23 protein-coding genes and 2 pseudogenes are annotated in these 26,578 nt (G+C 36.8%); 12 read left to right on the top strand and 13 right to left on the bottom strand.

Features of this window, described 5'->3' with window-relative positions; translation table 11 throughout:
- The first annotated feature begins 66 nt into the window (after positions 1–66).
- Positions 67–1,587: a C-3',4' desaturase CrtD gene (crtD, locus tag STA7437_RS12050; protein WP_041619367.1), complete on the top strand. Its 1,521-nt coding sequence runs from the start codon at positions 67–69 to the stop codon at positions 1,585–1,587.
- A gap of 68 nt (positions 1,588–1,655) precedes the next feature.
- The gene (locus STA7437_RS12045; RefSeq protein WP_015193658.1) at positions 1,656–1,925 is read left to right on the top strand and encodes a YggT family protein; all 270 of its coding nucleotides are present in this window, start codon (positions 1,656–1,658) and stop codon (positions 1,923–1,925) included.
- Here the strand turns inward: STA7437_RS12045 and STA7437_RS12040 are convergent.
- The 4 genes from STA7437_RS12040 to STA7437_RS12025 form a co-directional block, all read right to left on the bottom strand.
- The gene (locus STA7437_RS12040) at positions 1,922–2,377 is read right to left on the bottom strand and encodes a hypothetical protein (protein WP_015193657.1); all 456 of its coding nucleotides are present in this window, start codon (positions 2,375–2,377) and stop codon (positions 1,922–1,924) included. The two genes, STA7437_RS12045 and STA7437_RS12040, sit on opposite strands and share 4 nt — an antisense overlap.
- 260 nt (positions 2,378–2,637) lie before the next feature.
- On the bottom strand, positions 2,638–3,837 hold the full coding sequence (locus tag STA7437_RS12035) for a phosphoglycerate kinase (RefSeq protein ID WP_015193656.1): 1,200 nt from the start codon (positions 3,835–3,837) through the stop codon (positions 2,638–2,640).
- A gap of 300 nt (positions 3,838–4,137) precedes the next feature.
- Positions 4,138–4,356, bottom strand: a complete 219-nt coding sequence (gene ndhO / locus STA7437_RS12030; RefSeq protein ID WP_015193655.1) for an NAD(P)H-quinone oxidoreductase subunit O — start codon at positions 4,354–4,356, stop codon at positions 4,138–4,140.
- Between the two features lie 62 nt (positions 4,357–4,418).
- Positions 4,419–5,021: a DUF1517 domain-containing protein gene (locus tag STA7437_RS12025; protein WP_015193654.1), complete on the bottom strand. Its 603-nt coding sequence runs from the start codon at positions 5,019–5,021 to the stop codon at positions 4,419–4,421.
- Between the two features lie 246 nt (positions 5,022–5,267).
- On the opposite strand from STA7437_RS12025, the gene STA7437_RS12020 reads away from it, so the two are divergent.
- Complete coding sequence (locus STA7437_RS12020; RefSeq protein WP_015193653.1) at positions 5,268–6,470, top strand: glycosyltransferase family 4 protein; 1,203 nt, start codon at positions 5,268–5,270, stop codon at positions 6,468–6,470.
- A gap of 170 nt (positions 6,471–6,640) precedes the next feature.
- Positions 6,641–7,513: a 3'(2'),5'-bisphosphate nucleotidase CysQ family protein gene (locus STA7437_RS12015; RefSeq protein WP_041619978.1), complete on the top strand. Its 873-nt coding sequence runs from the start codon at positions 6,641–6,643 to the stop codon at positions 7,511–7,513.
- A gap of 46 nt (positions 7,514–7,559) precedes the next feature.
- On the opposite strand, the gene STA7437_RS12010 is transcribed toward STA7437_RS12015, so the two are convergent.
- Positions 7,560–7,886, bottom strand: coding sequence for an XRE family transcriptional regulator (locus STA7437_RS12010; protein ID WP_015193651.1), 327 nt, complete (start codon positions 7,884–7,886; stop codon positions 7,560–7,562).
- A gap of 247 nt (positions 7,887–8,133) precedes the next feature.
- On the opposite strand from STA7437_RS12010, the gene STA7437_RS12005 reads away from it, so the two are divergent.
- Entirely contained in the window at positions 8,134–8,487 is a 354-nt protein-coding gene (locus STA7437_RS12005; RefSeq protein WP_041619365.1) for a hypothetical protein, read from the top strand.
- Positions 8,488–8,754: 267 nt separating this feature from the next.
- On the opposite strand, the gene STA7437_RS12000 is transcribed toward STA7437_RS12005, so the two are convergent.
- The 3 genes from STA7437_RS12000 to STA7437_RS11990 all read right to left on the bottom strand — a co-directional run bounded on the left by STA7437_RS12000 (position 8,755) and on the right by STA7437_RS11990 (position 11,599).
- A complete protein-coding gene (locus tag STA7437_RS12000; RefSeq protein ID WP_015193650.1) occupies positions 8,755–9,309 on the bottom strand; it encodes a hypothetical protein in 555 nt (184 codons plus the stop codon).
- A 139-nt stretch (positions 9,310–9,448) separates the two neighbouring features.
- Positions 9,449–10,903: a sensor histidine kinase gene (locus STA7437_RS11995; protein ID WP_015193649.1), complete on the bottom strand. Its 1,455-nt coding sequence runs from the start codon at positions 10,901–10,903 to the stop codon at positions 9,449–9,451.
- Between the two features lie 18 nt (positions 10,904–10,921).
- Positions 10,922–11,599, bottom strand: a complete 678-nt coding sequence (locus STA7437_RS11990; RefSeq protein ID WP_041619977.1) for a response regulator transcription factor — start codon at positions 11,597–11,599, stop codon at positions 10,922–10,924.
- Positions 11,600–11,807: 208 nt separating this feature from the next.
- Between STA7437_RS11990 and STA7437_RS11985 the strand changes: the two genes are divergently transcribed.
- Positions 11,808–13,115: an efflux RND transporter periplasmic adaptor subunit gene (locus STA7437_RS11985; RefSeq protein WP_015193647.1), complete on the top strand. Its 1,308-nt coding sequence runs from the start codon at positions 11,808–11,810 to the stop codon at positions 13,113–13,115.
- A gap of 88 nt (positions 13,116–13,203) precedes the next feature.
- Positions 13,204–14,544 carry a DNA (cytosine-5-)-methyltransferase gene (dcm, locus tag STA7437_RS11980; RefSeq protein ID WP_015193646.1) on the top strand — a complete coding sequence of 447 codons (1,341 nt, stop codon included), beginning with the start codon at positions 13,204–13,206 and terminating at the stop codon, positions 14,542–14,544.
- Here the strand turns inward: dcm and STA7437_RS27095 are convergent.
- Positions 14,523–15,167 (bottom strand): annotated as a pseudogene (locus tag STA7437_RS27095) (NgoBV family restriction endonuclease). The gene dcm and the pseudogene STA7437_RS27095 overlap by 22 nt on opposite strands.
- A gap of 79 nt (positions 15,168–15,246) precedes the next feature.
- Here STA7437_RS27095 and STA7437_RS11965 point away from each other — a divergent pair.
- The gene (locus tag STA7437_RS11965) at positions 15,247–18,414 is read left to right on the top strand and encodes an efflux RND transporter permease subunit (protein WP_015193645.1); all 3,168 of its coding nucleotides are present in this window, start codon (positions 15,247–15,249) and stop codon (positions 18,412–18,414) included.
- A 39-nt stretch (positions 18,415–18,453) separates the two neighbouring features.
- On the opposite strand, the pseudogene STA7437_RS27420 reads toward STA7437_RS11965, so the two are convergent.
- Together STA7437_RS27420 and STA7437_RS11955 are read right to left on the bottom strand one after the other, a co-directional pair.
- Positions 18,454–18,765, bottom strand: a pseudogene (locus STA7437_RS27420) (CU044_2847 family protein).
- Between the two features lies 1 nt (position 18,766).
- A complete protein-coding gene (locus STA7437_RS11955; protein ID WP_015193644.1) occupies positions 18,767–19,093 on the bottom strand; it encodes a nucleotidyltransferase family protein in 327 nt (108 codons plus the stop codon).
- 314 nt (positions 19,094–19,407) lie between these two features.
- On the opposite strand from STA7437_RS11955, the gene STA7437_RS11950 reads away from it, so the two are divergent.
- Positions 19,408–19,638, top strand: a complete 231-nt coding sequence (locus STA7437_RS11950; protein ID WP_015193643.1) for a type II toxin-antitoxin system HicB family antitoxin — start codon at positions 19,408–19,410, stop codon at positions 19,636–19,638.
- Positions 19,631–19,870 carry a type II toxin-antitoxin system HicA family toxin gene (locus tag STA7437_RS11945; RefSeq protein ID WP_015193642.1) on the top strand — a complete coding sequence of 80 codons (240 nt, stop codon included), beginning with the start codon at positions 19,631–19,633 and terminating at the stop codon, positions 19,868–19,870. The genes STA7437_RS11950 and STA7437_RS11945 overlap by 8 nt, the downstream gene beginning before the upstream one ends.
- A gap of 195 nt (positions 19,871–20,065) precedes the next feature.
- Here the strand turns inward: STA7437_RS11945 and STA7437_RS11940 are convergent, their stop codons facing one another.
- A complete protein-coding gene (locus STA7437_RS11940; protein WP_015193641.1) occupies positions 20,066–20,824 on the bottom strand; it encodes a nucleoside phosphorylase in 759 nt (252 codons plus the stop codon).
- 57 nt (positions 20,825–20,881) lie between these two features.
- Here STA7437_RS11940 and STA7437_RS11935 point away from each other — a divergent pair, with 57 nt between their 5' ends.
- Complete coding sequence (locus STA7437_RS11935; protein ID WP_015193640.1) at positions 20,882–22,768, top strand: DNA phosphorothioation-associated putative methyltransferase; 1,887 nt, start codon at positions 20,882–20,884, stop codon at positions 22,766–22,768.
- 98 nt (positions 22,769–22,866) lie between these two features.
- On the opposite strand, the gene STA7437_RS11930 is transcribed toward STA7437_RS11935, so the two are convergent.
- Positions 22,867–25,551, bottom strand: a complete 2,685-nt coding sequence (locus STA7437_RS11930; RefSeq protein WP_015193639.1) for a trans-splicing intein-formed DNA polymerase III subunit alpha N-terminal partner DnaE-N — start codon at positions 25,549–25,551, stop codon at positions 22,867–22,869.
- A 284-nt stretch (positions 25,552–25,835) separates the two neighbouring features.
- On the opposite strand from STA7437_RS11930, the gene STA7437_RS11925 reads away from it, so the two are divergent.
- Entirely contained in the window at positions 25,836–26,303 is a 468-nt protein-coding gene (locus STA7437_RS11925) for a hypothetical protein (RefSeq protein ID WP_015193638.1), read from the top strand.
- The last annotated feature ends 275 nt before the right edge of the window (positions 26,304–26,578 follow it).

The raw sequence follows: 26,578 nt of genomic DNA, 5'->3' as shown, positions 1-26,578 counted from the left end.
ATAAAGTCGAGCTTAGAAGAATCGTTATATTATGATCGAAAGTGTTAAGAAATGCAAAGAAAATTTATGTTGAGCAGTCGAGGAGGCAACCATCAATCTCGGGTAATTGTGATTGGTGCGGGGATTGGAGGTTTAACAGCAGGAGCTTTACTTGCTCGTCGTGGTTATGAAGTATTAATCTTTGATCAGGCGATTGTACCTGGTGGTTGTGCATCTACTTTTAAGCGTCGTGGTTTTACTTTTGATGTGGGTGCAACTCAAGTAGCAGGTTTAGAACAGGGTGGCATTCATCATCGCATCTTTCAAGAATTGGAAGTTGAATTACCTGATGCTACTCCTTGCGATCCTGCTTGTGCGGTTTTTTTACCTCAAGAAACTGAACCAATTAAAGTCTGGAGAAATTTAGAGCAGTGGCAAGCAGAAAGACAAAGACAGTTTCCTGGTAGTGAACCTTTTTGGCAATTAATGGCGAAATTGTTTCGCGCTAGTTGGAATTTTCAAGAGCGAGATCCTGTATTACCGCCTCGTAATTTTTGGGATGTTTGGCAATTAGCAAAATCAGTCCGATTAGATACCTTAATTACTCTACCATTTACCTTTATGACGGTAGGAGATGCTTTAAAACTTTATGGTTTGGAAAAAGATCAAAGGCTGAAAACCTTTTTGGATTTACAATTAAAACTTTATTCTCAAGTCAATGCCGATGAAACCGCTCTGTTATATGCAGCAACAGCTTTAGCAGTGTCTCAATCACCTCAAGGATTATACCATCTTCAAGGTAGTATGCAGGCATTAAGCGATCGCTTGGTGGAGGCATTGACCAAATTTGGTGGTAAATTATATTTACGTCATACAGTAGAGGAGATTCAGACTCAATCAGGTAAAGCGATTGGGGTTACGATTCGCAATCAAAAGACAGGAGAAGTTTGGCAAGAAAAAGCTGATGAAATAGTTGCCAATGTCACTGCTCAAAATTTAGTTAAATTATTAGATACAAAATCTTATTCAAATTATCAACGCCGAATTGAGAAACTACCAAGCGCATCGGGTGCATTTGTGGTTTATCTAGGAGTCAAACAAGAAGCAATTCCTGTCGAATGTCCTCCTCATTTACAATTCATCTATGATTACGAAGGGATAATCGGTGAAAATAACTCCTTATTTGTTTCAGTTAGTAAACCAGGAGATGGACGTGCGCCAGAAAGATGTGCCACCATTATCGCCTCTTCCTTTACCGATGTAGAGATGTGGTGGAAAGGAACTCCAGACGATTACGAACAATTAAAACAACAATATACCACAGAAGCGATCGCTCGTTTAGCTCAATATTTTCATCTCACTCCAGAAACAATTATTCATCAGGAAGCAGCTACTCCTCGCACTTTTGCTCGATTTACAGCTAGAGAAAAAGGAATAGTTGGGGGAGTGGGACAAAGAATCTCAACTTTTGGTCCTTTTGGCATTGCCACCCGTACCCCGATTAATAAGCTGTGGTTGGTAGGAGACTCTACTCATCCAGGCGAAGGTACAGCAGGAGTTAGTTATTCCGCTTTAACCGTCGTTAGACAGATTGAAGCCTCTCGATAGCTTTAATTCTGGAAGCTGTCAAGCTAAGATGATGAAAGAACTAATAATTAATAATTCTCAGGAAATTTATGGGTTTATCTTTTATCGTACAAAGCTTATATACATTTCTATCGATCTATATGTTTCTGCTGTTTGTCAGAATCTTGCTTTCTTGGTTTCAAACGGCTGATTGGGCTTTTCAAGCTATGGCTTTTTTAAGTCCGATCACCGATCCTTATCTTAATGTTTTTCGTTCTTTTATTCCTCCTCTAGGAGGGATAGATATTTCTCCGATTCTGGCTATTTTACTATTACAGTTTGTTCAACAATCCCTCCCGATGTTACTTAGCGCAATCTAGCCTTCAAAGTCATCGTAATAAAAAGGACGAACTTTGCCAGCAAAACCAGAGGCTTTAAATTGTTCCAATTTCAGGGGTGTAGGTTGGTTAGCAGCAACGCTAATCGTAATTTGAAAATCACTTACCCCTGGAGGAACTTCGAGAATTGTCCCAACTCTACCTCGATTTTCCATCACAGGATTACCATTCGCATCGTAAATTCTGCCAAACACATCTGCGTCAACTACAGTTTTACCAGAAGTGTTTTTTGCTTTTCCCTTTACCAAAAAGCAATTAGCAGGGCGCATATCTCCACTAGAAACTAAACCTTGATTAGATCCTACAGGACATTCTTCATAGGTAAGATCGTACAACTTAATTGGGGTTAAAGCTAAAGCAGTTGGTGTGACTATCAAACTAGTCAAGTAGATTAAACCAACCATTAAGAATGTTGCTACAACTCGCAATTTCATAAATTAATTATTTTTTCCTAGCTATAAACTTATGTTTCTATGTAGTCACTTTACTACTCAATTCATAAAATAGCATTCTGGTAACATTGTTCATGATTAAAATGCTGTTTCGATCCGATTATCTTTGAAACATTTACTCTGTAAGGGCGAACGGCGGTTCGCCCCTACCAGTTATGGTTTTTGAAACACAAAAAAAGGGCAAAAATTAATTTAGCCCCTTCTTTAAACTAATGATTCAGTTTTTTTAAATTTCAGCAGTTTTAAGCATCATCAAGAGCAACAATACCAGGTAAAGTTTTACCTTCGAGTAACTCCAAACTTGCGCCACCACCAGTAGAAATGTGACTCATTTGATCGGCAACACCTACTTTTTCCACTGCTGCTACTGAGTCGCCACCACCAATAATGGTAACTGCATCTTTCTTACCTGCTAAAGTATGAGCGATCGCTTCTGTACCAACGGCGAATTTATCAAATTCAAATACACCCATTGGACCATTCCAAATTACTGCTTTACAATCTGCTAAAGCATCTTGGAATACTTTGACAGAATCAGGACCAATATCTAATCCCATCCAACCATCGGGGATATTTTCAATACTAACAGTTTGAGAATTAGCATCGGGAGCAAAGTTATCCGCGACAACGACATCGGTAGGTAATAATAACTCAACTCCTAATTCTTTAGCTTTAGCTTCTAGAGATTTAGCTAACTCTAATTTATCTTCTTCTACTAAAGACTTCCCAACTTTTAAACCACGAGCTTTGTAGAAAGTGAAGATCATGCCACCACCAATCAGCAGCTTATCGCATTTTTCGAGTAAAGTTTCAATCACGCCAATTTTACTAGAAACTTTAGAACCGCCGATGATTGCAGCTAAAGGACGTTGAGGATTGTCAACCGCGTTTTGGAGGTAATCTAACTCTTTCTCGATTAGGTAACCAGCTACACTAGGTTTGAGGTAGTGAGTTACGCCTTCAGTAGAAGCATGAGCGCGGTGTGCAGTACCAAAAGCATCATTGACATATAAATCAGCATTAGCTGCTAATTTTTTAGCAAATTCTGGGTCATTTTTCTCTTCCTCGGCATAAAAACGGAGGTTTTCGAGTAAAGCTACTTGACCATTGGACATACCATTAATAGTAGCGGTAACGTCATCACCGATACAGTCATCGCATTTAATAACTTCTTGTCCTAATAATTCTGATAAACGTTTAGCTACAGGAGTTAAACGCATACTGTCGTTAACTTTACCTTTAGGACGACCCATGTGACTGCACAGAATCACTTTACCACCTTTGCTAATTAAATCTTTAACAGTTGGTAAAGCTGCCCTGATCCGAGTGTCATCAGTAATGTTTCCACTATCATCTAACGGCACATTAAAGTCTGCGCGGACTAAAACTCTTTTGCCTGCTACGTCTGCTTCGGTTAGACTTGCAACACTTTTTTTAGACACAGTTATTTTCCTCCTATTGCCTCTTATCCGTAGTTGTTAAATCAGCGTGCCGTTTCCCCTAAAAATTAAAAGAAAATTAAAATTGGGGTTAGGTTTAATCTACCAGAGGTGTTGCCACAAAGGAAGAGTTTCGTATCAGTTATCGGTAGGGACAGTTTATGTTCCTGAAGGGGGCGAAGCAACGCCGTACAATTATCAGCAGAGACGTAACATGTTACGTCTCTACATTGATCAGTAGGTGCTTAAACGCCCTGTCCGTACAATTATTAAAAACCGAAAAATTCTTACAGTGATTCAGTTTTAGTCAGCAAGTTCTAATTGATCGAGGCGTAGCCAAATATTGGGAGTGGGAACGTAGAATTTTACTAAGGCGTATTCATCATCCATTTCCAGAATTTCGCCTTTAGTGGTAAACAGATAAGAAGGAAAACGGCGATCGCTTGCAGTAGCTTCGACACTATTTTCTAATTTTTCTTTGACCGCACGTACTAATGCACCTTTTTTAAGTTTTCCTGGCATAGTTATAGATTTAAATTTTAGTTATTGCTGTTGTAAATTTTGACATATTTTCTGACTTGAACTTAGAGGGGAATTAATTCGGGAAAATTAGTCAGCAGTTGATCGTCTGTTAGTTGATCTCCCAATTGTGCTGGAGAAAAATGTACTTGAATTGCGCGGAGTTTATGTTGGTAGTGAAGATTGATAATGGTTTTCAGACCGTTTTCTAAAGCATCTAAATAAGCTAGATCCGTTTCTAAATCGGGTACTTCTCCTTCACAAGCGATTCCAATCATGACAACTAAATTCTGAGTGACAGGTAAAGCTAACAGTTCATCTTCGCCTAGAGGTTGATTCAAATCTGGTTGAGAAAGATATCTTTGTGCAGAATCGGTAAACAGTTCATTAACATAATCTCCCGCTTCTCCTTCATCCCAAAAAACATTACCTTCATTAGCAGCAGATTGCCAATAAGTACTCATTTGCAGAAGATTTTGACAAATATCTACCAATCCTTCGCCTAAAACTTCTAAATCTCCTTCTGCATCTACAGCGTCTCTAGCAACGCGATTGAGAACTCCGAGTAAAGGTGCTACTTCTTCACCAGCTAGATGAACAAAAATGCGACAGACTACAAAACGAGTTTTACCAGCAAATTGATTAAAGCGATCGCGTAAGGAACTCATAGGTAATTTTTAATTAAATCAAACTGTCTGATTTATCATCTTAGTATTTATTAGTCCCTTGCGTTATCTTACTTACTATTTTTTCTAGTTCAAAGTGTTTAAAATAACAATGATTATAATTACATTTATTAAAAATAAATATAGAAAAAAATACAATAATTACTTAATTGCAAAGATAACTCTAATTTGATTAAAACTTGGCACAATTTAACCCGAGCTAGCAATAATATTTATTTGTAAATTTTTATGAAAATTTTATTTTTACATCCTAATTTTCCTGCTCAATTTCGGCATTTAGCTGCTGCTTTAGCGCAAGATAAAAATAATCAAGTTGTGTTTGGAACAAATCGCCGTGAAGGACAAATTGCTGGAGTTTATAAAGCAATTTATGAAAAATCTCGTACAGCCAGAGCGGAAACTCATCATTATGTTCGACCTTTAGAAAATGCAGTTTTAGAAGGTCAAGCCGTTTATAGATTAGCACAAAGTTTAAAAGAACAAGGTTTCGTTCCCGATCTAGTTTATGGTCATTCTGGTTGGGGCCCTACTTTATTTGTTAAAGATATTTTTCCTAAAAGTACTTTTATTTGTTATTTTGAATGGTTTTATAATGCTCATAGTTCGGATGCAGATTTCGATCCTAGTGAACCGCTTAACGCCGACGATGAAGCCAGAATAAGAGTTAAAAACGCACCAATTTTAATCGATTTAGTCAGTTGCGATCGCGGTTTGTCTCCCACTAATTGGCAAAGAAAACAGTTTCCTTCAGAATTTTATCAAAAAATTAAAGTTTTACATGATGGTGTTGATACCAATTATTTTCAACCCCAACCAGGTGCAAAATTAAGATTACCTAGAATTAATTTAGATTTATCAACAGCAGAAGAAGTTGTAACCTATGTAGCTAGAGGGATGGAACCTTATCGAGGTTTTCCCCAATTAATTGAAACAATTTCGATCTTGCAACAAAGAAGACCCCAATGTCATTTTGTAATTGTTGGTAATAATCGAGTAGCTTACGGCAAAAGTCTTCCTGATGGTAAAACCTATAAAGAAGAGATGCTAGCAAAATTTCCCCTAGATCTCAATCGGGTACATTTTACCGATTTAATCCCTTATAACGAATATCTTCAGGTTTTACAAGCATCTTCTGTCCATATCTATTTAACTCGTCCTTTTGTTCTATCTTGGTCGATGTTAGAAGCTTTAGCCACAGGATGTTTAGTAGTGGGTTCTAATACTGCACCTGTTACCGAAGTCATTGAAGATGAGGTTAATGGTTTATTAGTAGATTTTTTCTCTCCTGAAGCTATTGCTAATCGAGTTGAAGAAGTACTCAATCATCCAGATCAAATGGCACAACTTAGAATCAAAGCCAGAGAAACCATTTTAGAAAAATATGATTTAGCTAAGTTATTACCAGCACATCTGCAATGGTTATTATCCTAGATTGTGTCAACTCACAACTAAAAATGAATGATAAATTTTGAATTTTGTACAGATGTATTGCGGATACATCTTTAACTTTGAACTGTACTGTAATAACTTGCAGTTGAGTTTACAATGGGGTCATAATTCCTGTCAACAATATTGAATCTTACAAGGGGAACGTTTTGAACATCAACCAATCTGAAAAGCTAGCAGAAATCCTCAAACTAGCTCGTTCCGTAGGCTGGGGTGCTGCTGATATTCTCAGTTCCTATTATCATGGCGGTGATAAAGAAGACCAACTTGATGTTAACGAAGACAAAAAAGACGGCCCAGTAACTACTGCTGATTTAGAAGCCAATCACTACATTTTAAACAAATTACAAGCCGAACTAGGAACAGAAGAGTTTGGCTATCTTTCTGAAGAAACTTTTGATGTTAAAAAAGCCGAACCTGTAGCTAATGATTGGGTTTGGATTATCGATCCTCTCGATGGCACTAGAGACTTCATTGATAAAACTGGAGAATATTGCTTACATATTGCCCTAGCTTATCAAGGTCGTCCAGTAATTGCGATCGTGGCAATACCTGAAGCAGGAAAATTATATTACGCTTCTAAAGGCAATGGCACTTTTGTCGAAACTCGTGATGGTCAAATTACTCCGATTAAGGTAAGCGATCGCTCTACCCCCGAAGAGTTATACTTAATTGTAAGTCGTTCTCATCGTGACGAACGTTTTCAAAAATTAATTGATGCTCTACCCCTAAAAGGTAAAAAATACATGGGTAGTGTCGGCGGTAAAATCTCCACCATCCTTGAACAAGAATCTGATGTTTATATCTCCCTGTCTGGTAAATCTGCTGCTAAAGATTGGGATTTTGCTGCACCAGAATTGATTCTTACCGAAGCTGGTGGCAAGTTTACTTATGAAACTGGCGAACCTGTTTTTTACAACCAAGGCGATGTGAAAAAATGGGGTTGTCTCATAGCAACTAATGGTCATTGTCACGAGCTTTTATGTGAAAAAGCTGCTGCGATTCTCAAGCAAATTGATAGCGAATAAATTTGAGAAAATAATATTTAATGTAGGGGCGAACGGCCGTTCGCCCTTACGAAGCAGAATTAGTAAAATCAAAGTTGGTAATTTTGACTTCACCATCACGAAAACGGGCTACTATATCTAATTGACCTCCCATTGCCTCAATAATTTGACGTAAGTGAGAAACATACATATCAGTACGTTGTTCGAGACGAGAAATTGCTGGTTGTTTGACGTTGAGCTTTGAAGCTAATTCAGATTGAGAAAGTTGAAATGCTTGACGTAATTCCTTCAGAGCCATTTCTGTTTTTAATTTTGATGCTCTATTAGCTATTTCTTCTCGGCGTTCGGAAGCAAATTCAGCCGTTAATTTAGAAAAAGCATGATTTCCGCTCAAATTAAACCCTCCCGTTTAATTTCTTGAAGGTAAATATCGTGCTACTGCGATTCTCAAGCAAATTGATAGCCAAGCTTAAACTTAGAACAATATTAAATGTAGAGCGTTGTTCCCCCTCTTTTAATTTAATTAAATAGCTTGATTTTTTATTCTCAATTTGAGAATATGTGGAGACAACTAGATTTAGTCAACTAATGTGCGCGTTATTAGTCGAAATCAATAAAATATAGTCGAATCAGACCAAGTAGTGGCTGGAGTATGCGATGCTACTCAAACAGCACAAGATATCCTTGCAGGTAGAACTAACTCTTTTGTAGTTAAAGGAAAAGGTGGTATTCCTCCTACACCTGTTGAACCAATTCCTGCTGAAAACTTAGTTATCAATGGTCAATCTGTAGTACCCAATGCTCAAGCGCAAGAGAGAACAGAAGCAGAGGAGAAAGCTTTACAAGAGCAATATCCACCAATTATGACATCTCTTGGTGCAATTTATCCCGCACGAGGAATAGTAAAAAAACCTGATGGCACAGTAATCTTGACTCGCTATCCTACCGACAATACTCAGCGTATTCCTAATAATTCGCTTAACTGTGGTGCTTAGAAAAAAAAATACGCTACTTGCAAAAAATCAAATAGCGTATTGAGGTAAGTAAGAGAAAATTTAAATCATCATTGCTATCAATTCTATAAAAGCATTTGTAGGGTGAGCATTCCCCCCTTTCCATTTATAATAAGTTGCAGTAAAAAGTCTAATTTTGTCATACTGAGCGAAGCAAAGTATCTCACGAGATTCTTCACTTCGCTTCTTTCCACTCAGAATGACATTAAGATACGCAAATTAGTATTAGTAGCTCTACAAAGTCTTGTTTTATATAGGAAGATTAATTGGCAGCTTGATAGGAGGAATAACTACGGTTGGACGAGGAGGAGTAGGTTGAACTATTTGGGGAGGAATAGCACCAGGGGGAATAGTTCCAGGCATTACTCCTGGGGGAATAGTTCCAGGTACAGCCCCAGGAGGAATAGTTCCAACTTGATTGGTTACCATAGTTTGAGATTGGGAAACTGAACCTTGTGGAGGAACAACGCCTGTTGGAGGTAAACTTGGTGATACTCCAGAAGCAACAGGAGGTGCAGAGAAACTTGTCATCCCTGGAATGGGAAGACGTACTGGTGAACTACCCATGCCTGGAGTACAGGGCAAAATACACAAACTAAAATTATTACCGTTGAGATTGTTGGTACCAAAAGCATAGCTTTGGTTGGGAATTGGTTTTGGTGGACGGTTAAAGATGGCATTAAGCGCACCAGTTGCTAATTCTAAAACTTGTGCATTTGCTGGTTGAGGAGTGGCTAGAGTAGAAACACCTACAGTTAAAGCAAGAGCTACGGTTGCAGTGATGGTTTGATTGATTCTTTTCATTTTACTTACCTCGAAAAAAACATTGTATTAATCTCTTCGATTACTAACTATGTTTGTTGAGGTGAGAGTATGCAATTTTGATTGAGGCTACTGTATTAAAAAAATAACTGGTGTACAGACGTAACATGTTACGTCTCTACTAATAACTTGGTAATTTTAGAGTAAAGGCAGTTTGATTAACGGTCGTTTGATCGAGGGTTAGTTCTCCTTGATGTGCCTTGGCGATTTCCTGCGATAAACTAAGTCCTAAACCTATTCCTTCGATTCGGCGGGTTCGGGCAGGATCACCACGATAAAAACGATCAAAAATGCGATCGCGTTCTGGAGGGGGAATATCTTGAGAAGAGTTGGTAATAGTTATCTGGATTGTTTTTTGGTGTTGATAACCTTGAAGATTTATCCAACCATTGGGAAGATTGTATTTAATGGCATTTGCGATTAGGTTTTGTAATACTTGAGACAGTAAATCGCGATCGCCCGATACCCATAATTCTTCAGGAAAGTCTGCTTGAACATCTAAATGAGGTGCTAGTAATTCTAAATCTTCGACCATTATAGCTAGTATTTCTGCTAGATTTACCTCAACTTTATGCAATCTCATTTGTCCAGCATCAGCTAGAGATAGCAATAAGAGTTTTTTGATGATGCCATTGAGACGATTAACTTCATCGAGTAAATGACTCAAATTTTGTTGTAAATCTGACCCTAATTCAACTTGCTGCATCATTCTTTCTAATTCACCTTGTAGAATTGCCAGAGGTGTTTTTAATTCATGGGCTGCATCACCACTGAAACGTGAGGCTTGTTGAAAACTGCGTTCTAACCGTTCTAACATTTGGTTAAATACCTCAATTAGTTCGACAAATTCCACATCAACTGTCCCTATCGGAACTCGATATTCAAGCCCAGTCACCTTTATTTGTTGAATAGCAAAGGTTAATTTATTAATTGAGGAAAGCGCACTATTAGATAATAACCAAGCACCACCAGCCACCAGCAACAGTGTTCCTGAAATGACAACCAAGAAAATATGACGAATTACCTTCATATCTTCATTAATTGCGTCTAAACTAACTGCGATCGCGCCTCTCGCATAGATCGAACTTACTACTCCAATCTGCCAATTACCTGTAGTCGTACGTTTGTAAAGCATTCGAGGGTCAGGAACTATACCAATATCTGAACTAGATAGAGTTTTCTGCTTAAGGAAATCTATCGAAATTGGTTTTTGATTGGAGGGGAATGCGGAAGCAAAAGGAAGAATTGGTGGTAAAAGTCTACGTAAATTAAAAGGAGTCGCAAATTTCTGAGATTGATAAATGATTTTGCCATCTGCACCAATCACCAAGACTACAATTGGTGTATCAAGATGAGCTTCTAGTTCTCCAGGTAAAGAATTTTCAAAAGATTGCCAAAAATCCTGGGGTCTAGGACGAACGGTACGTTTGACTAAATATTCTAGTTTTGCTTCTAAACGACTAACCTTAGCGATGTAAATCAGTCTCCAAGCAATTAATCCAAAGCCAATTAAACTACTACCCGCTAAAGCAGCAGCTAACAACGCAATTCTTAATCGGAAGGAACGGATTTTCACAGTTATCAGTTACTTTCATTAAGATTCTGGGTTACGAAAACGATAACCAACTCCTCGCACACTTTCAATCCAACTAGAATCATTAAAGCGATCGATCTTTTTCCTAATTCTTTGAATGCAAACATCCACTACATTAGTATTGGGATTAAAATCATAACCCCAGACGTGTTCTAAAATTTGGGTGCGAGTAAAAACCCTTCCAGGCGATCGCATTAAGTATTCTAATAAATTAAACTCGCGGGTGGTTAGTTCAACCATCTGTTCCTCGCAAGTAACCTCTCTGGTAATGCGATCTAAAGTTAGTAAGCCAACGGAAAGTAGATTTTGTCTTTCCCCAACGCTACGACGTACTACTGCATGAAGACGAGCTACTAATTCTTCAACAAAAAAAGGTTTGGCAATATAATCATCAGCCCCCAAATTTAACCCTTCTAGTCGGTCATCTAATTCATTACGAGCCGTTAACAAAATCACAGGAATATTTCTTCCTTCTCGCCGTAAATGTTTGAGAATAAATAGTCCATCTTTACCAGGGAGCATAATATCTAGCACGATCGCATCATACTCGTTGTTAATGGCTTTGAGATAACCAAGATCGCCATCGTCGCAATAGTCAACTACAAATCCTTGTTCTTTTAAACCTGCTTGGACAAAGTTGGCAATTTTTAACTCGTCTTCTACGAACAGGACGTGCATAACTTCATTCATGCCTCCATCTTATGGTGACCAATTCCGTCTTTAAATTACAGTTTTGTAATTTAGATAGAGGTAAACGGTAATTTTGATTTGCTTTACTTAAAATTAAATTAAGTTTACACATATTTACATAATTATTTTCAGTTTAAAACAATCGCCAGTTTAACTGGGTATTTAATAGTATTCGTTCGTATTATTCCTAAAAATCATGTTGCCTGTTTCTGCCACAATCAATCGTTCTCCTTTGATTAATTTACTCTTTCGACTAGGGATGATGGGAGTGCTGTTGTTTCCTGTAGGTTGCAGTGCGATTGGACAAGGAGAAGCTCAAACTACACCTCCTGAAGTAGAACGATCGCAACAACCCGTAGCAGTCGATGTTGCGATCGCTCAGAAAGCAAAGCTAGAAACCACAACTGAATACACTGGGACAACCCTTCCTTATCGAGAGATTGCTTTGCGATCGCAAGTAGAAGGACAATTACTTGATGTAGCGGTTGATGTGGGGAATGCAGTTCAACAAGGACAAGTTGTGGCACAGATTGATGATAATTTATTAACCGCAGCGGTGACCGAAGCAGAAGCAGAAGTCGCAGCACGTCAGGCAGAAGTAGCAAGTTTAGAAGCCGAAGTTAATAATGCCACCGCAGCAGTAGAGCGAGCGCGATTGGAACTACAACAAGCTCAATCAGATGCAGCGCGATCGCAACAATTGTATCAAGAAGGAGCTATTTCTGAACAGAATTTTGAACTGGCTCAAACTGCGGTTGGTACGGCAACTCAAACACTGCGTTCTGCTCAACAACAGGTACAAAATCAAATTGCAGCAGTCAATGCTGCTCAACGTCGAGTTACTGCTCAACAAGCCTTAGTTACTCAAGCTCGACAGCGACAATCCTATACCACCCTAACAGCTTCCGTAAATGGTTCTGTTTTAGAGCGCGTTTTAGAACCAGGAGATTTAGCACAACCAGGCAGTGAAATTCTGCGCTTGGGCGATCTCAGTCAGGTAAAAGTTCGGGTACAAATTTCCGAATTAGAATTGGATGGTATTCGACTCGGACAACCCGCACAGATAAGGCTAGATGCTTTTCCTAATCAAACGTTTACAGGAAAAGTGAGCCAAATTTCTCCCGTGGCAGATCCTACAGCACGTCTAATTCCGATTGAAGTAACCATTCCTAATCAAGATAAAAGAATTGGGAGCGGACTTTTGGCAAGGGTAAATTTTGAAACACAAACAACTCAACAGGTGGTTATTCCTGAAACAGCCATTCAAATTTCTTCTGGAAACGATAAATCGAATACAGATCAACAAACAGCCACCATTTTTGTAGTTAATGGCAAGGGAGAACAAGCAACAGTGGAAGCTCGAACAGTCAAAATTGGCGATCGCGCTGATAATCGTCTGGAAATTTTATCTGGTTTAGAACCTGGAGAACAATTTGTAGTTCGCAGTAGTGGGGAATTACAAGATGGGGAAAAAGTCCGTCTTAGTTTTATCTCGGAAACTTAATTCCAAATATATTTAGAATGATAGCTTGCTATCTTAATTAATGCTACTTTTAGCATTATTGTAATGTTCTTGAAGAATTTTGATACAAATGACTGATTGCATTCGTTTTATTGACTTATTTGCTGGTATTGGAGGAATGAGACAAGGTTTAGAAAATGCTTGTCAGAAAATGGATATTTCTACCAAATGTGTATTTACTTCAGAAATCAAAGAACACGCGATTACAACATATCAAGAAAATTTTTCAGTAAATAAAATTTATGGCGATCTAACTAAAATTTCTAACGTAGAAATTCCCGATTTTGATATTCTTTTAGCGGGATTTCCTTGTCAACCATTTAGCAGCGCAGGAACAAGACAAGGTTTTTTAGATACCAGAGGAACTTTATTTTTTGAAATTGAAAAAATACTACAAGCTAAACAACCTTTTGGTTTTTTGTTAGAAAATGTAGAAGGTTTGGTTAAACATGATCGTGGTAGAACTTTAGGGACAATTTTAAATAAATTAGAGCAACTAGATTATCATGTAACTTGGAAAGTTTTAAATGCTAAAAATTTCGGTATTCCTCAAGACCGAAAACGAATATATATAGCAGGAAATAAAAAACATCCTATATCTTTAGAGTTCTCTAATCAAAAACAAGTTTTGCTAAAAAACATTTTTGAAATAGGAAAGCCTGTCTTAACAACGGATTTAATTCAACGGCTATTATCTCACTACTCAATTGAAAAACTTTATGGAAAAGCTATTAAAGATAAACGGGGAGGTAATGATAATATCCATAGTTGGGATATTGAGTTAAAAGGTGAGGTAAGCCAAGCTCAGAAAGATTTATTAAATCAATTACTAAAAGAAAGAAGAAAAAAAATATGGGCAGAAAAAAAAGGTATTGAATGGATGGACGGGATGCCTTTAACCTTAGAAGAAATATTGACTTTTTATAATCCCAATAATCTCTTTGAAACTAACGACTTAAAGCTAATGTTAAATGATTTAGTAAAAAAAGGATATTTAAAATTTGAACATCCTAAAGATTTGATTGAAACAATTAATAGTAATGGAAAAGTTATAAAAAAAAGACAATATCGTGAAGATTTACCTAAAGGATACAATATTATTGTGGGTAAATTAAGTTTTGATATTAGTAAAATACTCGATCCTAATGGAATAGCACCAACTCTAGTAGCTACCGATATGAGTAAGTTAGCCGTTATTGACGGCTTAGGAATTAGAAAACTTACAATTAGAGAAGGCTTGAGATTATTTGGATTTCCAGAAAATTATCAAATTAAATTGCCTGTAGCCAAAGCTTTCGATCTATTAGGTAATACTGTTGTTGTACCAGTAATAGAAGAAATAGCCAAAAGAATTGTTATACAAAAGTTAATTTCAACACCAAATCAAAACTACAATCTTTGTCCTGTATGAGATAAATAATTTTGGCATACGGCATTTAACCAATCAGCACTTGCCATATTTGTTTTAGGATATTGCCTTAAAGTTTGATATAAAGCTTCTACAAACTCTAATCTATTATTAAATGCTTTAAATTTACCTTTTTGAGAATACCAAGAAATAGGTCGAATATTATAAATAGCTTCTTGTTTAATTTGGCATTTAACAGAATATTTATCTGAATTACCAGTAATTTGCCAAATCTTTTTCAACTAAAGTCTTTCTATTTTAAACTGACCATCTACTAAAAGATATGCAAAAATTAGATAATCAGCATCCAAACGATATGCTTTAGTTCTAAGAGAACGGCAATAAGCTTCAAAATTAGCAACATCAAAATTTGCAGAACGAGCGTAATCAAAAGTTTTTACTTCTAATAAATTTTGATTATTTGAAAAAGGGTCTAAAAAAAAGTCAGGAAATTCTTGAGTATTAGCAGATGTTCTATAGGAAATATTATTGATTTTTAACCATTGAGCAAACCATTCTTGAAAAAGATCGCCAATTGCACTTTTTTCTTGGATATTTACTGAAACATTTAAAAAATTAAATTTAATATTGCCGAAACTTCCAGTAATACCATTATTAATTAGCATCTCATAAATTTGTTCGGCAGTACAAAACATAAATTATAAGCATAGAAAACTATTCATTTATAACTTACAAAATTTATTTATGTCTTCATCAAATTCATCTAGCTTTAGTATTAGTGGCATTGCAATACGCCGACATATTGGCACCTTGATGCTAACTCTAGCAGTCATCGTCATTGGCATATTTTTTATCTTTAACCTGCAAGTAGATTTACTACCTTCAATTACCTATCCTCGTATTGGCGTGCGCGTAAATGCGCCTGGAATTTCGCCAGAAGTTGCTGTCGATGAGGTGACTAGACCGCTAGAAGAAGCTCTATCTGCTACAGAAGGAGTAATACAAGTATATTCACAGACTCGTGAAGGACAGGTTAGTTTAGATTTATATTTTCAACCAGGTGGCAATATTGACCGCGCTCTTAATGATGCTACGGCAGCCTTTAACCGAGCGAGAGCTAATTTACCAGAGACGATTGAAGAACCACGTTTATTTAAGGTCGATCCTTCCCAATTACCTGTTTATGAATTAGCCATTGCTTCCCCGACTTTAGAATCTTCAGATTTAAGGGTGTTTGCTGATGAAGAACTTGCTCGGGAATTAGGTGTGATCGAAGGTGTTGCTTCGGTAGATGTATCAGGCGGTGTGACAGAAGAAGTACGAATTGTCTTAGATTTGAACCGTTTACAAGCTCTTGGAGTTGGTCTAAATGATGTGTTAACCAAACTGGAAGATTCAAATCAAGATGTTTCAGGAGGAAGAATTTTTGGTGAGTTATCAGAACCCTTGACTAGGGCGGTTGGCAGGTTTCAAACTGCTGAAGAGATTGAGGAACTTTCTTTTACAATCGGCGAGTCCAATGGTTCTAGAAGGATCGATCTGCGTAATTTTGCCCAGGTTATTGATGGCACAGAAGAACAACGAGTGTTTGTCTCGCTCAATCAACAGCCTGCGGTTAAAGTTAGTATTCAAAAACAACCTGATGCCAATACGATTGAAGTAGTAGAAGGTGTAAAACAACGACTTGAAGAGTTACGTCAAGCTGGAGTAATTCCAGAAGATATGGAATTAATCGCGACTACAGATGAATCTATTTTTATTCGTAATGCTATTTCTAATGTAACTAGTGCAGGTTTAATCGGAACAGGATTAGCTGCGATCGCTGTTTTACTTTTTCTTGGTTCTCTTCGTCAAACTTTAATCATTGTAATTGCTATTCCCTTAGCTACTCTAGCAGCCATTATTTTGATGAGATTATTTGGCTTATCAATTAATGTCTTTAGTTTGGGAGGACTGGCATTGGGTGTAGGAATTGTTGTAGATAACTCCATTGTTATGCTTGAAGCGATCGCAGAAGATGCGGGTATGACTCCAGGTAAGGATGCTCGCACTCGTCTTAGCTTGAGTCAATTACTTCAACAAGCCACCATTAGCGGTCAATCAGTAGAATCTGCCTTGGTAGCTTCTACCGCGACCAATTTAGTTGCTGTTCTACCATTCTTGCTGATTGGTGGTTTTATCGCTCTCCTGTTTAATGAGTTGATTCTGACTATCAGTTTTGCCGTTGCCTCCTCTATTTTAGTTGCTGCGACAGTTGTCCCAATGCTTGCCTCGCGCTTGTTGGCAATTCGTTCGACCAGTGGCATTGGTCAATTTTGGTTTTTACAAATGTTTAACCGCAGATTTGAAGCAGCCACAAGAGGATACACTTCCATACTTGATCGTTTCTTAAGAAACCGTTTGCTGGTGATTGGACTAGTATTTTTGTTGCTTGGTGGTAGTAGCATCATGGTTGTGAGGCAGATTCCTCAAGAGATTTTGCCTCGAATTAATACAGGACAAGCTCAATTAATTGCTCAGTTTCCGCCTGGTACACCCCTAGCAACCAATCAAAAAGTTATGAAAGCAGTAGATGAAATTTTGCTGGCTCAACCCGAAACCGAATACGTTTTTACTACCACAGGTGGCTTTTTATTTGGCTCTAATACTAATGCCAATCCCCTCCGTGCTTCTAGTACAATTACACTTAAACCAAACACGGATGTAGAAGAATACATTGCGCGAGTAACTCAAGAATTGGACAAGTTAAATCTGGTTGATATTCGTTTACGAATGAATCCTGGTCAGGTACGAGGTTTAATTTTAAGTAATTCTCCAGTACGTTCAGACATTGATGTGGTTTTGCAAGGTAATAATACTAACGAACTAGAACAAGCTGGAAGGCAAGTACTACAAGCCTTGGAGCAACAAGCAATCCTATCCAGCTTTCGACCCGATGCCGATAGTCGTCAACCAGAACTACAAATTCGTCTAGACAGAGAACGTGCTGCTGATTTGAACCTCAACATCCAGGACGTTGGTGATGTGCTTAGGACTGCCATTGAAGGTTCTGTACCAACGCAACTTCAACGGGGTAATCGTTTGGTAGATGTCCGTGTGCAGTTTGACCGAGATTCTCTGCAACGTCCTTCCCAAATAGAACAACTTCCTCTCTTTACCGAAAATAATCAATTAATTCGCTTAGGAGATGTGGCTCGGATCGAAACAGGACAAGCACCAGGAGAAATTCAAAGAATTAATCAAAGACAAGTATTTATTATTGCTGGTAGCTTAAATGAAGATGCTTCTTTGGGAGAAGCTTTAGCCGAAGTTGACCGCATTATGCAAGGTGTAGATTTACCAGCAGGAGTAAGTCGTCTTCCCAGTGCTGCTGCTCAAAGCAATCAAGCTATTCAATCTGCTCTACCTCTGTTGGGTGGTTTGGCTGCCTTTCTAGTATTTGTCGTCATGGCAGTACAGTATAACTCCCTTGTCGATCCATTGGTGATTATGTTTACCTTACCTCTAGCCTTAGCTGGTGGCATTTGGGGATTATTTATTACTCAAACTGCGATCGGTGCGACAGTAATTGTAGGTGCAGTGTTATTAGTAGGGATTGTTGTGAATAACGCCATTATTATGGTAGAACTCGCTAATCAGATTCGCTCTAGAGAAGGAGTTTCCCGTCGAACTGCTATATTACAAGCAGCACCTCAACGTCTGCGTCCAATTTTAATGACTACTATTACTACCGTTGTGGGTATGTTTCCCCTGGCATTAGGTTTAGGACAGGGAGGAGAATTTCTGCAACCATTAGGAATTGTCGTTTTTTCTGGCTTGGCATTGGCAACACTATTAACTTTATTTATTATTCCTTGCTTTTATTTATTGCTACACGATTTATTTGGTCGTTTGTCTAAATTGCAGTTTTAATTAAGAAAATCAAACAGAAATCGAACAATTAATTTTTCCTTAAGTCGATCGCGATTGTTCGGAAAAAGAACAATCAACAGTAATCTTGAGATGACTTTCGGCAGAATCTTCAGTAACATAAGGAATTCCAGCTTTTCCTCCAACTTTAATCCCAAATTCTCAAGTAACCTTGTTAATATTCGCACTAGATATATTTTTAAAAGCCTTAAGAGTGTAGTTAGTATATGCCCTAATCGTCCCCTTGATCGCTTGAAAATTTTGGACGATTTGTGCGTTATTTAAACCTTTGCCCTCTTTGCCTATTTGTCCTCTGGTTAATTCTGCATGATAAGTTCTGCCGAATTGCAACATATCAAGCAGAAATTGAAGATCTCTTTGCATAAATTACTTGGGCAGAAGATAAAATTTCTTGACGACGCAAATAATTACGACTGTTTTCAATACCTTGACGGGTGATCAGATCGACTTTTCTGTGAAAGATAGATTTTAACTCGGCTTCCATTTGTTCTAAGCTCAAAAAAGTTGGATGAGCATTAGGATCGAATTGAACCATGACATCGATATCGCTATCAGCGTGAAAATCATCTCGTAACACCGAACCAAATAAAGCCAATTCAATAACTTGCCAGCGATCGCAAAAAGCTTTAATTTTTTCTCTGGGAAGCTCTAATTGTCTCATGATCTAAATGTTTTTTGTAGTGAATTGTAGTTTTATAGATAAAATTATTACAAATTTCGGTTCGTTTAGATATGGTGCGGGATGCTTTAGTTGTTGGGATCAATAGAACAACTAAAACAAAACAAATCTTCCGATCCTAAAACTCCACCAGATTGCAGTATGTGGAAATAATAAAATTGTCATCTAAATCTGGTAATTCCGCCCTAAAATCTAAAAACGAAGAGAAACGCGAGGGGTTCGCTCCTTGCGTCGTGATCGCATTTACTTACTAAAAATAAACTAGACTAAGAATTAGTCAATATTCTATTGAACTTATGACCACTGAATTTGTAGCCAGCAAAAGCAAAACATTAACCGCTATTTTGTACTGGGAAGAAGATGTTTATGTAGCTGAATGTCCAGAAGTAGGAACAGCAAGTCAAGGTGAAACTGTGGAAGAAGCTTTAGCTAATTTAAAAGAAGCCACAGAACTTTATTTAGAAGAATTCCCTTTATCAACTACTTCACCTCGTCTGATTACTACTTTTGAAGTGACGAATGCCTAAATTACCCAGAGTAACCTCTACAGAAGCAATTAAAGCTCTAGAAAAACTAGGATTTGCCAAGGTTCGCCAAAAAGGTAGCCATGTAATCATGAAAAAACATTTGAGCAATGGCGATAAGACTCAAATTGGCTGTGTCATACCACTTCACAATAAAACTTTAGCAGTAGGAACTCTTAAAAGTATTCTTAATCAAGCTAATGTATCTGTAGATGAGTTTATTCAAGCTTTGTAATTTGCGTAGCTATAATTTGTTTAATGTCTAATATTTTTTAGGCGATCGCTCCGCGCCTCGGCTGCGCCGAGAGAGGTTCACTCGTACCTCGCGATCGCATTATGTTTTTAAGCAGAAATATAGATACGATAATAGAGTATTTTCCATACTCACTATGAAGCAATACTTTTTTTTAACCTTCCAATCTCATCAAATTTAACAATCAACCGCCACTGCAACTTGAATAGCTCGATTTACTGCTAAATCTTTATCTTTTAAAATAATATCTTCTGCCTGGGTACGTTGCGCCACTACTCCACAAACACAAGCAGCAGCAAAACCATAAACTGAACCCATTTTAAATAAAGTTCCTGCTTCCATTTCATAATTAAGAATATTTAAATTCCGATACTGTTGGGTAATCCCAAGCAACCAAGCTTGTAAATTGGGATTAGCTGAAGATTCTTGACGTTCTTGTCCTTCATAAAAGGTATCTACCGAAGCAGTAATACCGAGATGGTAAGGTATGTTTAATTTTTGGGCAGTTTCTACTAAAGCGACAGTTAAAAAAGGATCGGCAACAGCAGGATATTCTAGCGGTGCAATATCATTCGCAGCACCTTGTCGACATAATGCACCCTGACTAATTACGATACTTCCTACTTGGACATGAGGTTGAATCGATCCACAAGTACCGATGCGAATAATTTGCTTAATACCAACCTGCACTAATTCATTAACAACAATACTGAGAGAAGGCGCACCCATTCCACTAGTAGCAACTAAAACAGGTTTGCCATTAGAAAGATAACCGAGATAACTATTCAATCCCCGATAATCAGAAAGCAAACGACTATTTTGAAGAAAAGTTTCGGCAAGATAACGCGATCGCTCTGGTTCACCAGATAATAATGCTAGTTGTGGAAGATTGTTGCCTAAATCTTGTTTGCTAAAACCAATATGATAAAGTGTCATTTTGCTTCAGTTCTGACTATAAACTTAACTTAATGGGAATGCTCGGGAGATTTCTCCATGCTTAAAAGTCTTGAACAATTTTCCACTATAGTTGATTGCTGTCAGAATAGTCAGATTGGTAAACTTTTACCTACTGCTCTTTATGTTCATACTTGTGCTTTAAAAATTTTAGACCCAATCTTACAAGATTACGAATATGAGGCGAAGAAATTAGCTCAAGATCAAATTGAAGGTGCTACTTTAGTTAAATTTGGCACGGATAGACCCAAAATATCTTATTTATTTTATCCTGATTTTGATAGTGATCCTCATCCTGCTTTACAGAAAAGTATTATTGTCGATCTCATCAATCAAGAAGTTTCTCAACGTAACTATCACAATTCTGATAATCCCCCCATTTTGCATCGCAAAGAAACCTTTGTTCCTCAAGACTATTTTTTATACCAAGAATTTAAGGAATTAACCAGAGAAGAGGTTGCTTTAGGTTTATTAGATAATTCTCGCTACATCGGTACATTTCAAGAATGGCAGCAACTTCTTTTACAACAAGGGATAGATTTTGCAGGACATCATTTAGTTTGTCCAATTAATCCTTTATCTAGACAAAAAAGAACTCTTGCAATTGAAAGACATAAAGCTGCTTTACCTCGTAAAGATTTATCTCGTCCAGTGCGTTTAGCTTTAGAAGCTGGTTTATTTACCGAAGAAACTACTTTTTTTGATTACGGTTGCGGTTATGGTAGTGATGTCGAAAAGATACGCGATCGCGGTTATAGTAGTTATGGTTGGGATCCTTATTATTATCCCGAAAATTCTTTAACTTCGGCAGATATTGTTAATCTGGGCTATATCATTAATGTGGTTGAAGATTTAGCTGAAAGAAGAGAAGCTTTATTAAATGCTTGGCAATTAACTAATCGTGTTTTAATTGTTTCGGCACAAGTTTTAATTGATGATCGTCAACGTGGTTTAGTTGCTTACAACGATGGTATTATTACCAATCGTAATACTTTTCAAAAGTATTTTCAACAGGAAGAATTAAAAATTTATATCGATCAAGTTTTAAAGGTTGATGCAATTCCTGCTAGTTTAGGGATTTATTTTGTTTTCAAAGATTCAAGTCAAGCAGAGGCTTTTTTAGCTTCTCGATTTTATTCTCGGGTGAATACTCCCAGAGTAGCAATTAAAGTTAGAAATTTTGAAGATTATCAGGAATTATTAACTCCTTTAATGGAATTTTTTGCTCGTAAAGGTCGTTTACCAGCCAAAAGAGAATTAGCTCAAGAAGAAGCAATTAAAGCAGAATTTGGAACTTATCGTCGTGCTTTTAAATTAGTTTTACAAGCTACTAACGTAGATGAATGGGATGCTATTACAGAACAACGCCGTCAAGATTTATTAATCTATCTTGCTTTAGCTAAATTTAATAATCGTCCTAGCCCTCAAAAACTAGCTCCCGATTTGAGAGAAGATTTTAAAGCTTTGTTCGGTAGTTATAAAGTTGCTTGTCTTTTTGCAGATCAACTTTTATTTAGTGTTGGTAATCTTAATAAAATTGCTTATTTATGTCACAATTCTTCCTACGGTAAAAAACTTAAAAATGCTTTAGTAATTCATGCAAGTACTTTAGGAAAACTAGAACCTTTATTACGTCTCTATGAAGGTTGTGCTAGTCGTAATTTTAGTCGTTTTGAAGATGCTAACGTGATCAAACTTTATTGCGATCAACCTAAAATAACTTATCTATTTTATCCTGACTTTGATACCGCACCTTTTCCTGCTTTACACAGCACTATGGAAGTGAATTTAAGTACTTTAGAAATTGTGTATCGAGATTATTCGCGAAGAGTTCCTCCTTTAAGATTAGAGCAAAAATCCGCTTTGATTACTCCAGATTATCCTTTTTATCAACAGTTTATGGAGGAACGCTATATTTATTCTTAGCAGAAATTTAGCAATTTGAGATTAAATTTAAGGATATAACGGTTCTAAATCATTTGTGAAAATAACTTCTGCCTTTCCTCTTTAACAATTTTCATGACTCAAATAGGATTGCTATAATCATTAATTCGTTGCAGTTCTAATCCTCGCTCAAAGATTTCATCAATGGGTAACATTTGACCGTCAATTGTCATAAATTTATGGTCTTTAGTCGCCCGAATTACTAAACCATTATCTAGAGTATATTCAAAAATTTCTTGTTTGCCACGCTCATGCCATTGTGCGATCGCTTGAGGATAAATAAAACCGTTTTGATTCACTGTATAAACATTACATTCAATTTGTTCTTTGACAATTTTTCCAATTGGCATTGCTCCATATTCTACTGTTAAAATTTCTGTATCATAACTAAGACAATATTCGGCAAAATCGAGCATTTGTTTGAATAAATCTTCAGCAGTTTCTTTGCTTACTCCATTCTTAGTTGAACCATCGATAAATTTCTCTTTATGTTTTTGCATTTCTGAGACTTTCTTTTTACCCATCGCACGGCGTAACAGATCTGCTTCACCAAGAGTATAACCAGCTAAATCCTGTGCCATCTTCATAATTTGCTCTTGATAAACTAAGACGGCATAGGTTTCTTTTAAAATCGGTTCTAATAACTTATGATCGTATTTAATTGGTTCTCGCCCATGTTTACGATTGATAAAAACTGGAATTAATCCTGCATCTAAAGGACCAGGACGATAAAGAGCTAAAATAGAAGAAATATCTTCAATACCTGATGGTTTTAAATCTCGAACAATCTGGCGCATTCCTTCAGATTCCAATTGAAAAATTCCTTCTAAATCTCCTTTTTCTAATAACTTATGAGTCTTTTTAACATCATCTGGTAATTTTTTACTCGTGCCTTTCTCCAGAATTTTTAAAGCTTTAATTTCTTCTAAAGGTAATTGCTCTAAATCTAATTCAACGCCTCGATTTTGCTTAATCAAATTAGCAGTATTTTTAATAGTAGTCAGATTCTTTAAACCCAAAAAATCCATTTTTAATAAACCAAGGGATTCTAAATCTTCCATAAAATATTGAGTAATTACTGCACCATCATTGTTGCGTTGTAAAGGTACAATCTCATCCAAACGTTGAGAAGAAATAACTACTCCTGCTGCATGAACACCGAAAGTTTTATTAGTACCTTCGATGCGAATTGCCATATCCACCCAATGCTTAACCGTAATTGTACCAACTTCTTCCCCGCGATCGCTATAAACGATCACAGTTTCACTATCATAAGCTTGTTTAAACTTGGGTTCGGGACTATTATCAGAAATCATTACTTTTAACTTAGCGGGTTTTCCCCTGGCAACAGGAATTAATTTCGCCAGACGATCCGCATCAGCAAAGCTTACTCCAAGTACTCTACCCACATCTTTTAAGACAGCTTTGGATGTCAAACGGTTAAACGTAATAATTTGGGCAACATTCGCTTCCCCATATTTACTGGTAACATATTGAATCATTTCATCCCTGCGATCAATACAAAAATCGGTATCAATATCAGGCATTGATTTTCGTTCGGGATTAAGAAAACGTTCAAATAATAAACCATGATGAACGGGATCTATATTCGTTATTTTTAGGCAATAAGCAACTAAAGAACCTGCTGCACTTCCCCTTCCTGGCCCTACAGGAATACCTTTTTCTCTGGCGTGTTTAATATAATCCCAAACCACTAAAAAGTAAGTAGAAAATCCTTTTTCCTGCATTACTTTTAATTCTTCTTCTAATCTTTTTTTGTAGGTTGGTTCAACTTCAGAAAGATGGCGACATTTAAGTCTTTCAAGTAATCCTTGCCAAGTAATTTCTTCTAAATAACTATCAGGTGTATGACCTGGAGGTACAGGGTAATCAGGAATCCGAGGTTCACCTAAAATATCATAGGGTTTAACTTTTTCGGCAGCTTCTAAAGTATTATTAATTGCTTCTTCAATAATTTCATCAGCTAAATGATCGCGGAATAACAACTTCATTTCGTCGGCAGATTTTAAATATTCTGTTCCGCTATAACGCAATCTTTTTTCATCAGTAATTCTTTTGCCAGTTAAGATACATAAAAGTGCATCGTGTGCTTCGACATCGTAACAAGAAATAAAATGAGAATCATTGGTAGCAACAATTTTTATTTCTAATTCACGAGCAATTTTAACTATTTCTGTATTAACAATTCGGTCTTCTTGAGAACCATGATCTTGTATCTCTAAATAATAATCATCATCAAAAACTTCTTTATACCATTTCGCTACCTTTCTTGCCCTTTCTAAATCATTAGCTAAAATCGCTTGCGGAACTTCTCCTCCTAAACAAGCACTAGTAACAATTAATCCTTCATGATACTGTTGCAATAACTCTTTATTAATACAAGGACGAGCAAAAATTCCTTTACCTTGAAATCCCTTCAGATGAGAAAGAGTAGTTAATTTAGTTAAATTTCGATAGCCTTGAGTATTCTTCGCTAAAACAACCTGATGATATTTCTTGTAGCGTTGACTTTTATCTTCAATATTAATGGCATTAATAATATACATTTCATTGCCAATAATTGGCTTAATGCCCTTATTCCGACAAACCTTAATTAATTCGATCGCACCATACATCACTCCATGATCGGTTAAAGCGATCGCAGGCATTCCTAATTCTATCGCTCGATCTATCATTTGTGGAATTTGAGATGCACCATCAAGTAAGCTGTAGTCGCTGTGAATGTGTAAACCGACAAAAGACATAATTGTTTGAGAAGAAGAGGTTTGTTATTGTAGCAACGATTTTTGACTTACAGAAGAAATATTTTCTAAAAACTTCTTTTATTAGTTCTATTGTACTAAAAAACTAAAGCAAAAAAATACAAACAACAATATCAATTTTGGTACTGAAATACTATATTTTTACTAGGGAATCTTGCTACATTGAATAAAGCATTACCATAAAATGTCGCTTTTAAAACAAATATTTAAAAAAAAGTATTTATACTAAAGCTATCTATAAAACTCTAATTGGACAAAACCACACTATGAGTCTAGTCAAGGGCATTTCTATCAAACCGCTACAATCAATTCAAGGAGGCATGGCAGAGTTTTACACTCCTCAATCTAGTCACGAGACTATGCTTGTAAAAGTTCCTGCCTACACTGTAGACGACCTTTTTGTTCATCGCCATCAAACAGATCAACTTTTAGTAGTACGTGGTAGTTTTGTTTTAGTAGTTTTATATAATCGTCAGTATCAATATATTCCTTTGAGTGAAAATCAACCACAAGTAATCACTATTCCACCGAGAATCTTACACGGAGCAATTAATTTAAGCTCTGAAGATTGCTTTTTGGTAAACGCAGTTTTACGCCACGGAGAACCTCTTGCCCAAGATTATCAGCCAGTCAAAAGACCATTTCCTTACGACTTAGAAGTGGTCAAAGCCCAATTAGGAATTAAATCTACTAATATTAGCCCAGACTTAATTGTTTATCAAGATTTTATTTAAATTCAATCAATTCTGACTAAGTTGAAGTAGGCTTCGGGTAAACAGTATTCTGCTTATAATAAGCAGACGGGGTTGTTTTCGGACTCCTCAGTTACAGTTGCAGCCCCTCGGCTTTTCGGTTTACTTCCTCACAAAGAAAACTACTTTCGACTCAATTCGTGCCTCAAAATTGTTAAACTGAAATCTAGCTAAATACTATTAAACTCTCTAATCTTAGAATGTGAGAAACAAAAGCTTTTTCCCTTCAAATATAAAAAAAATCTGAATATACTCAA

The sequence above is a fragment of the Stanieria cyanosphaera PCC 7437 genome (assembly GCF_000317575.1).
In the GTDB taxonomy this organism is placed as follows: domain Bacteria; phylum Cyanobacteriota; class Cyanobacteriia; order Cyanobacteriales; family Xenococcaceae; genus Stanieria; species Stanieria cyanosphaera.
This window is presented reverse-complemented; position numbering and strand designations above follow the sequence as displayed.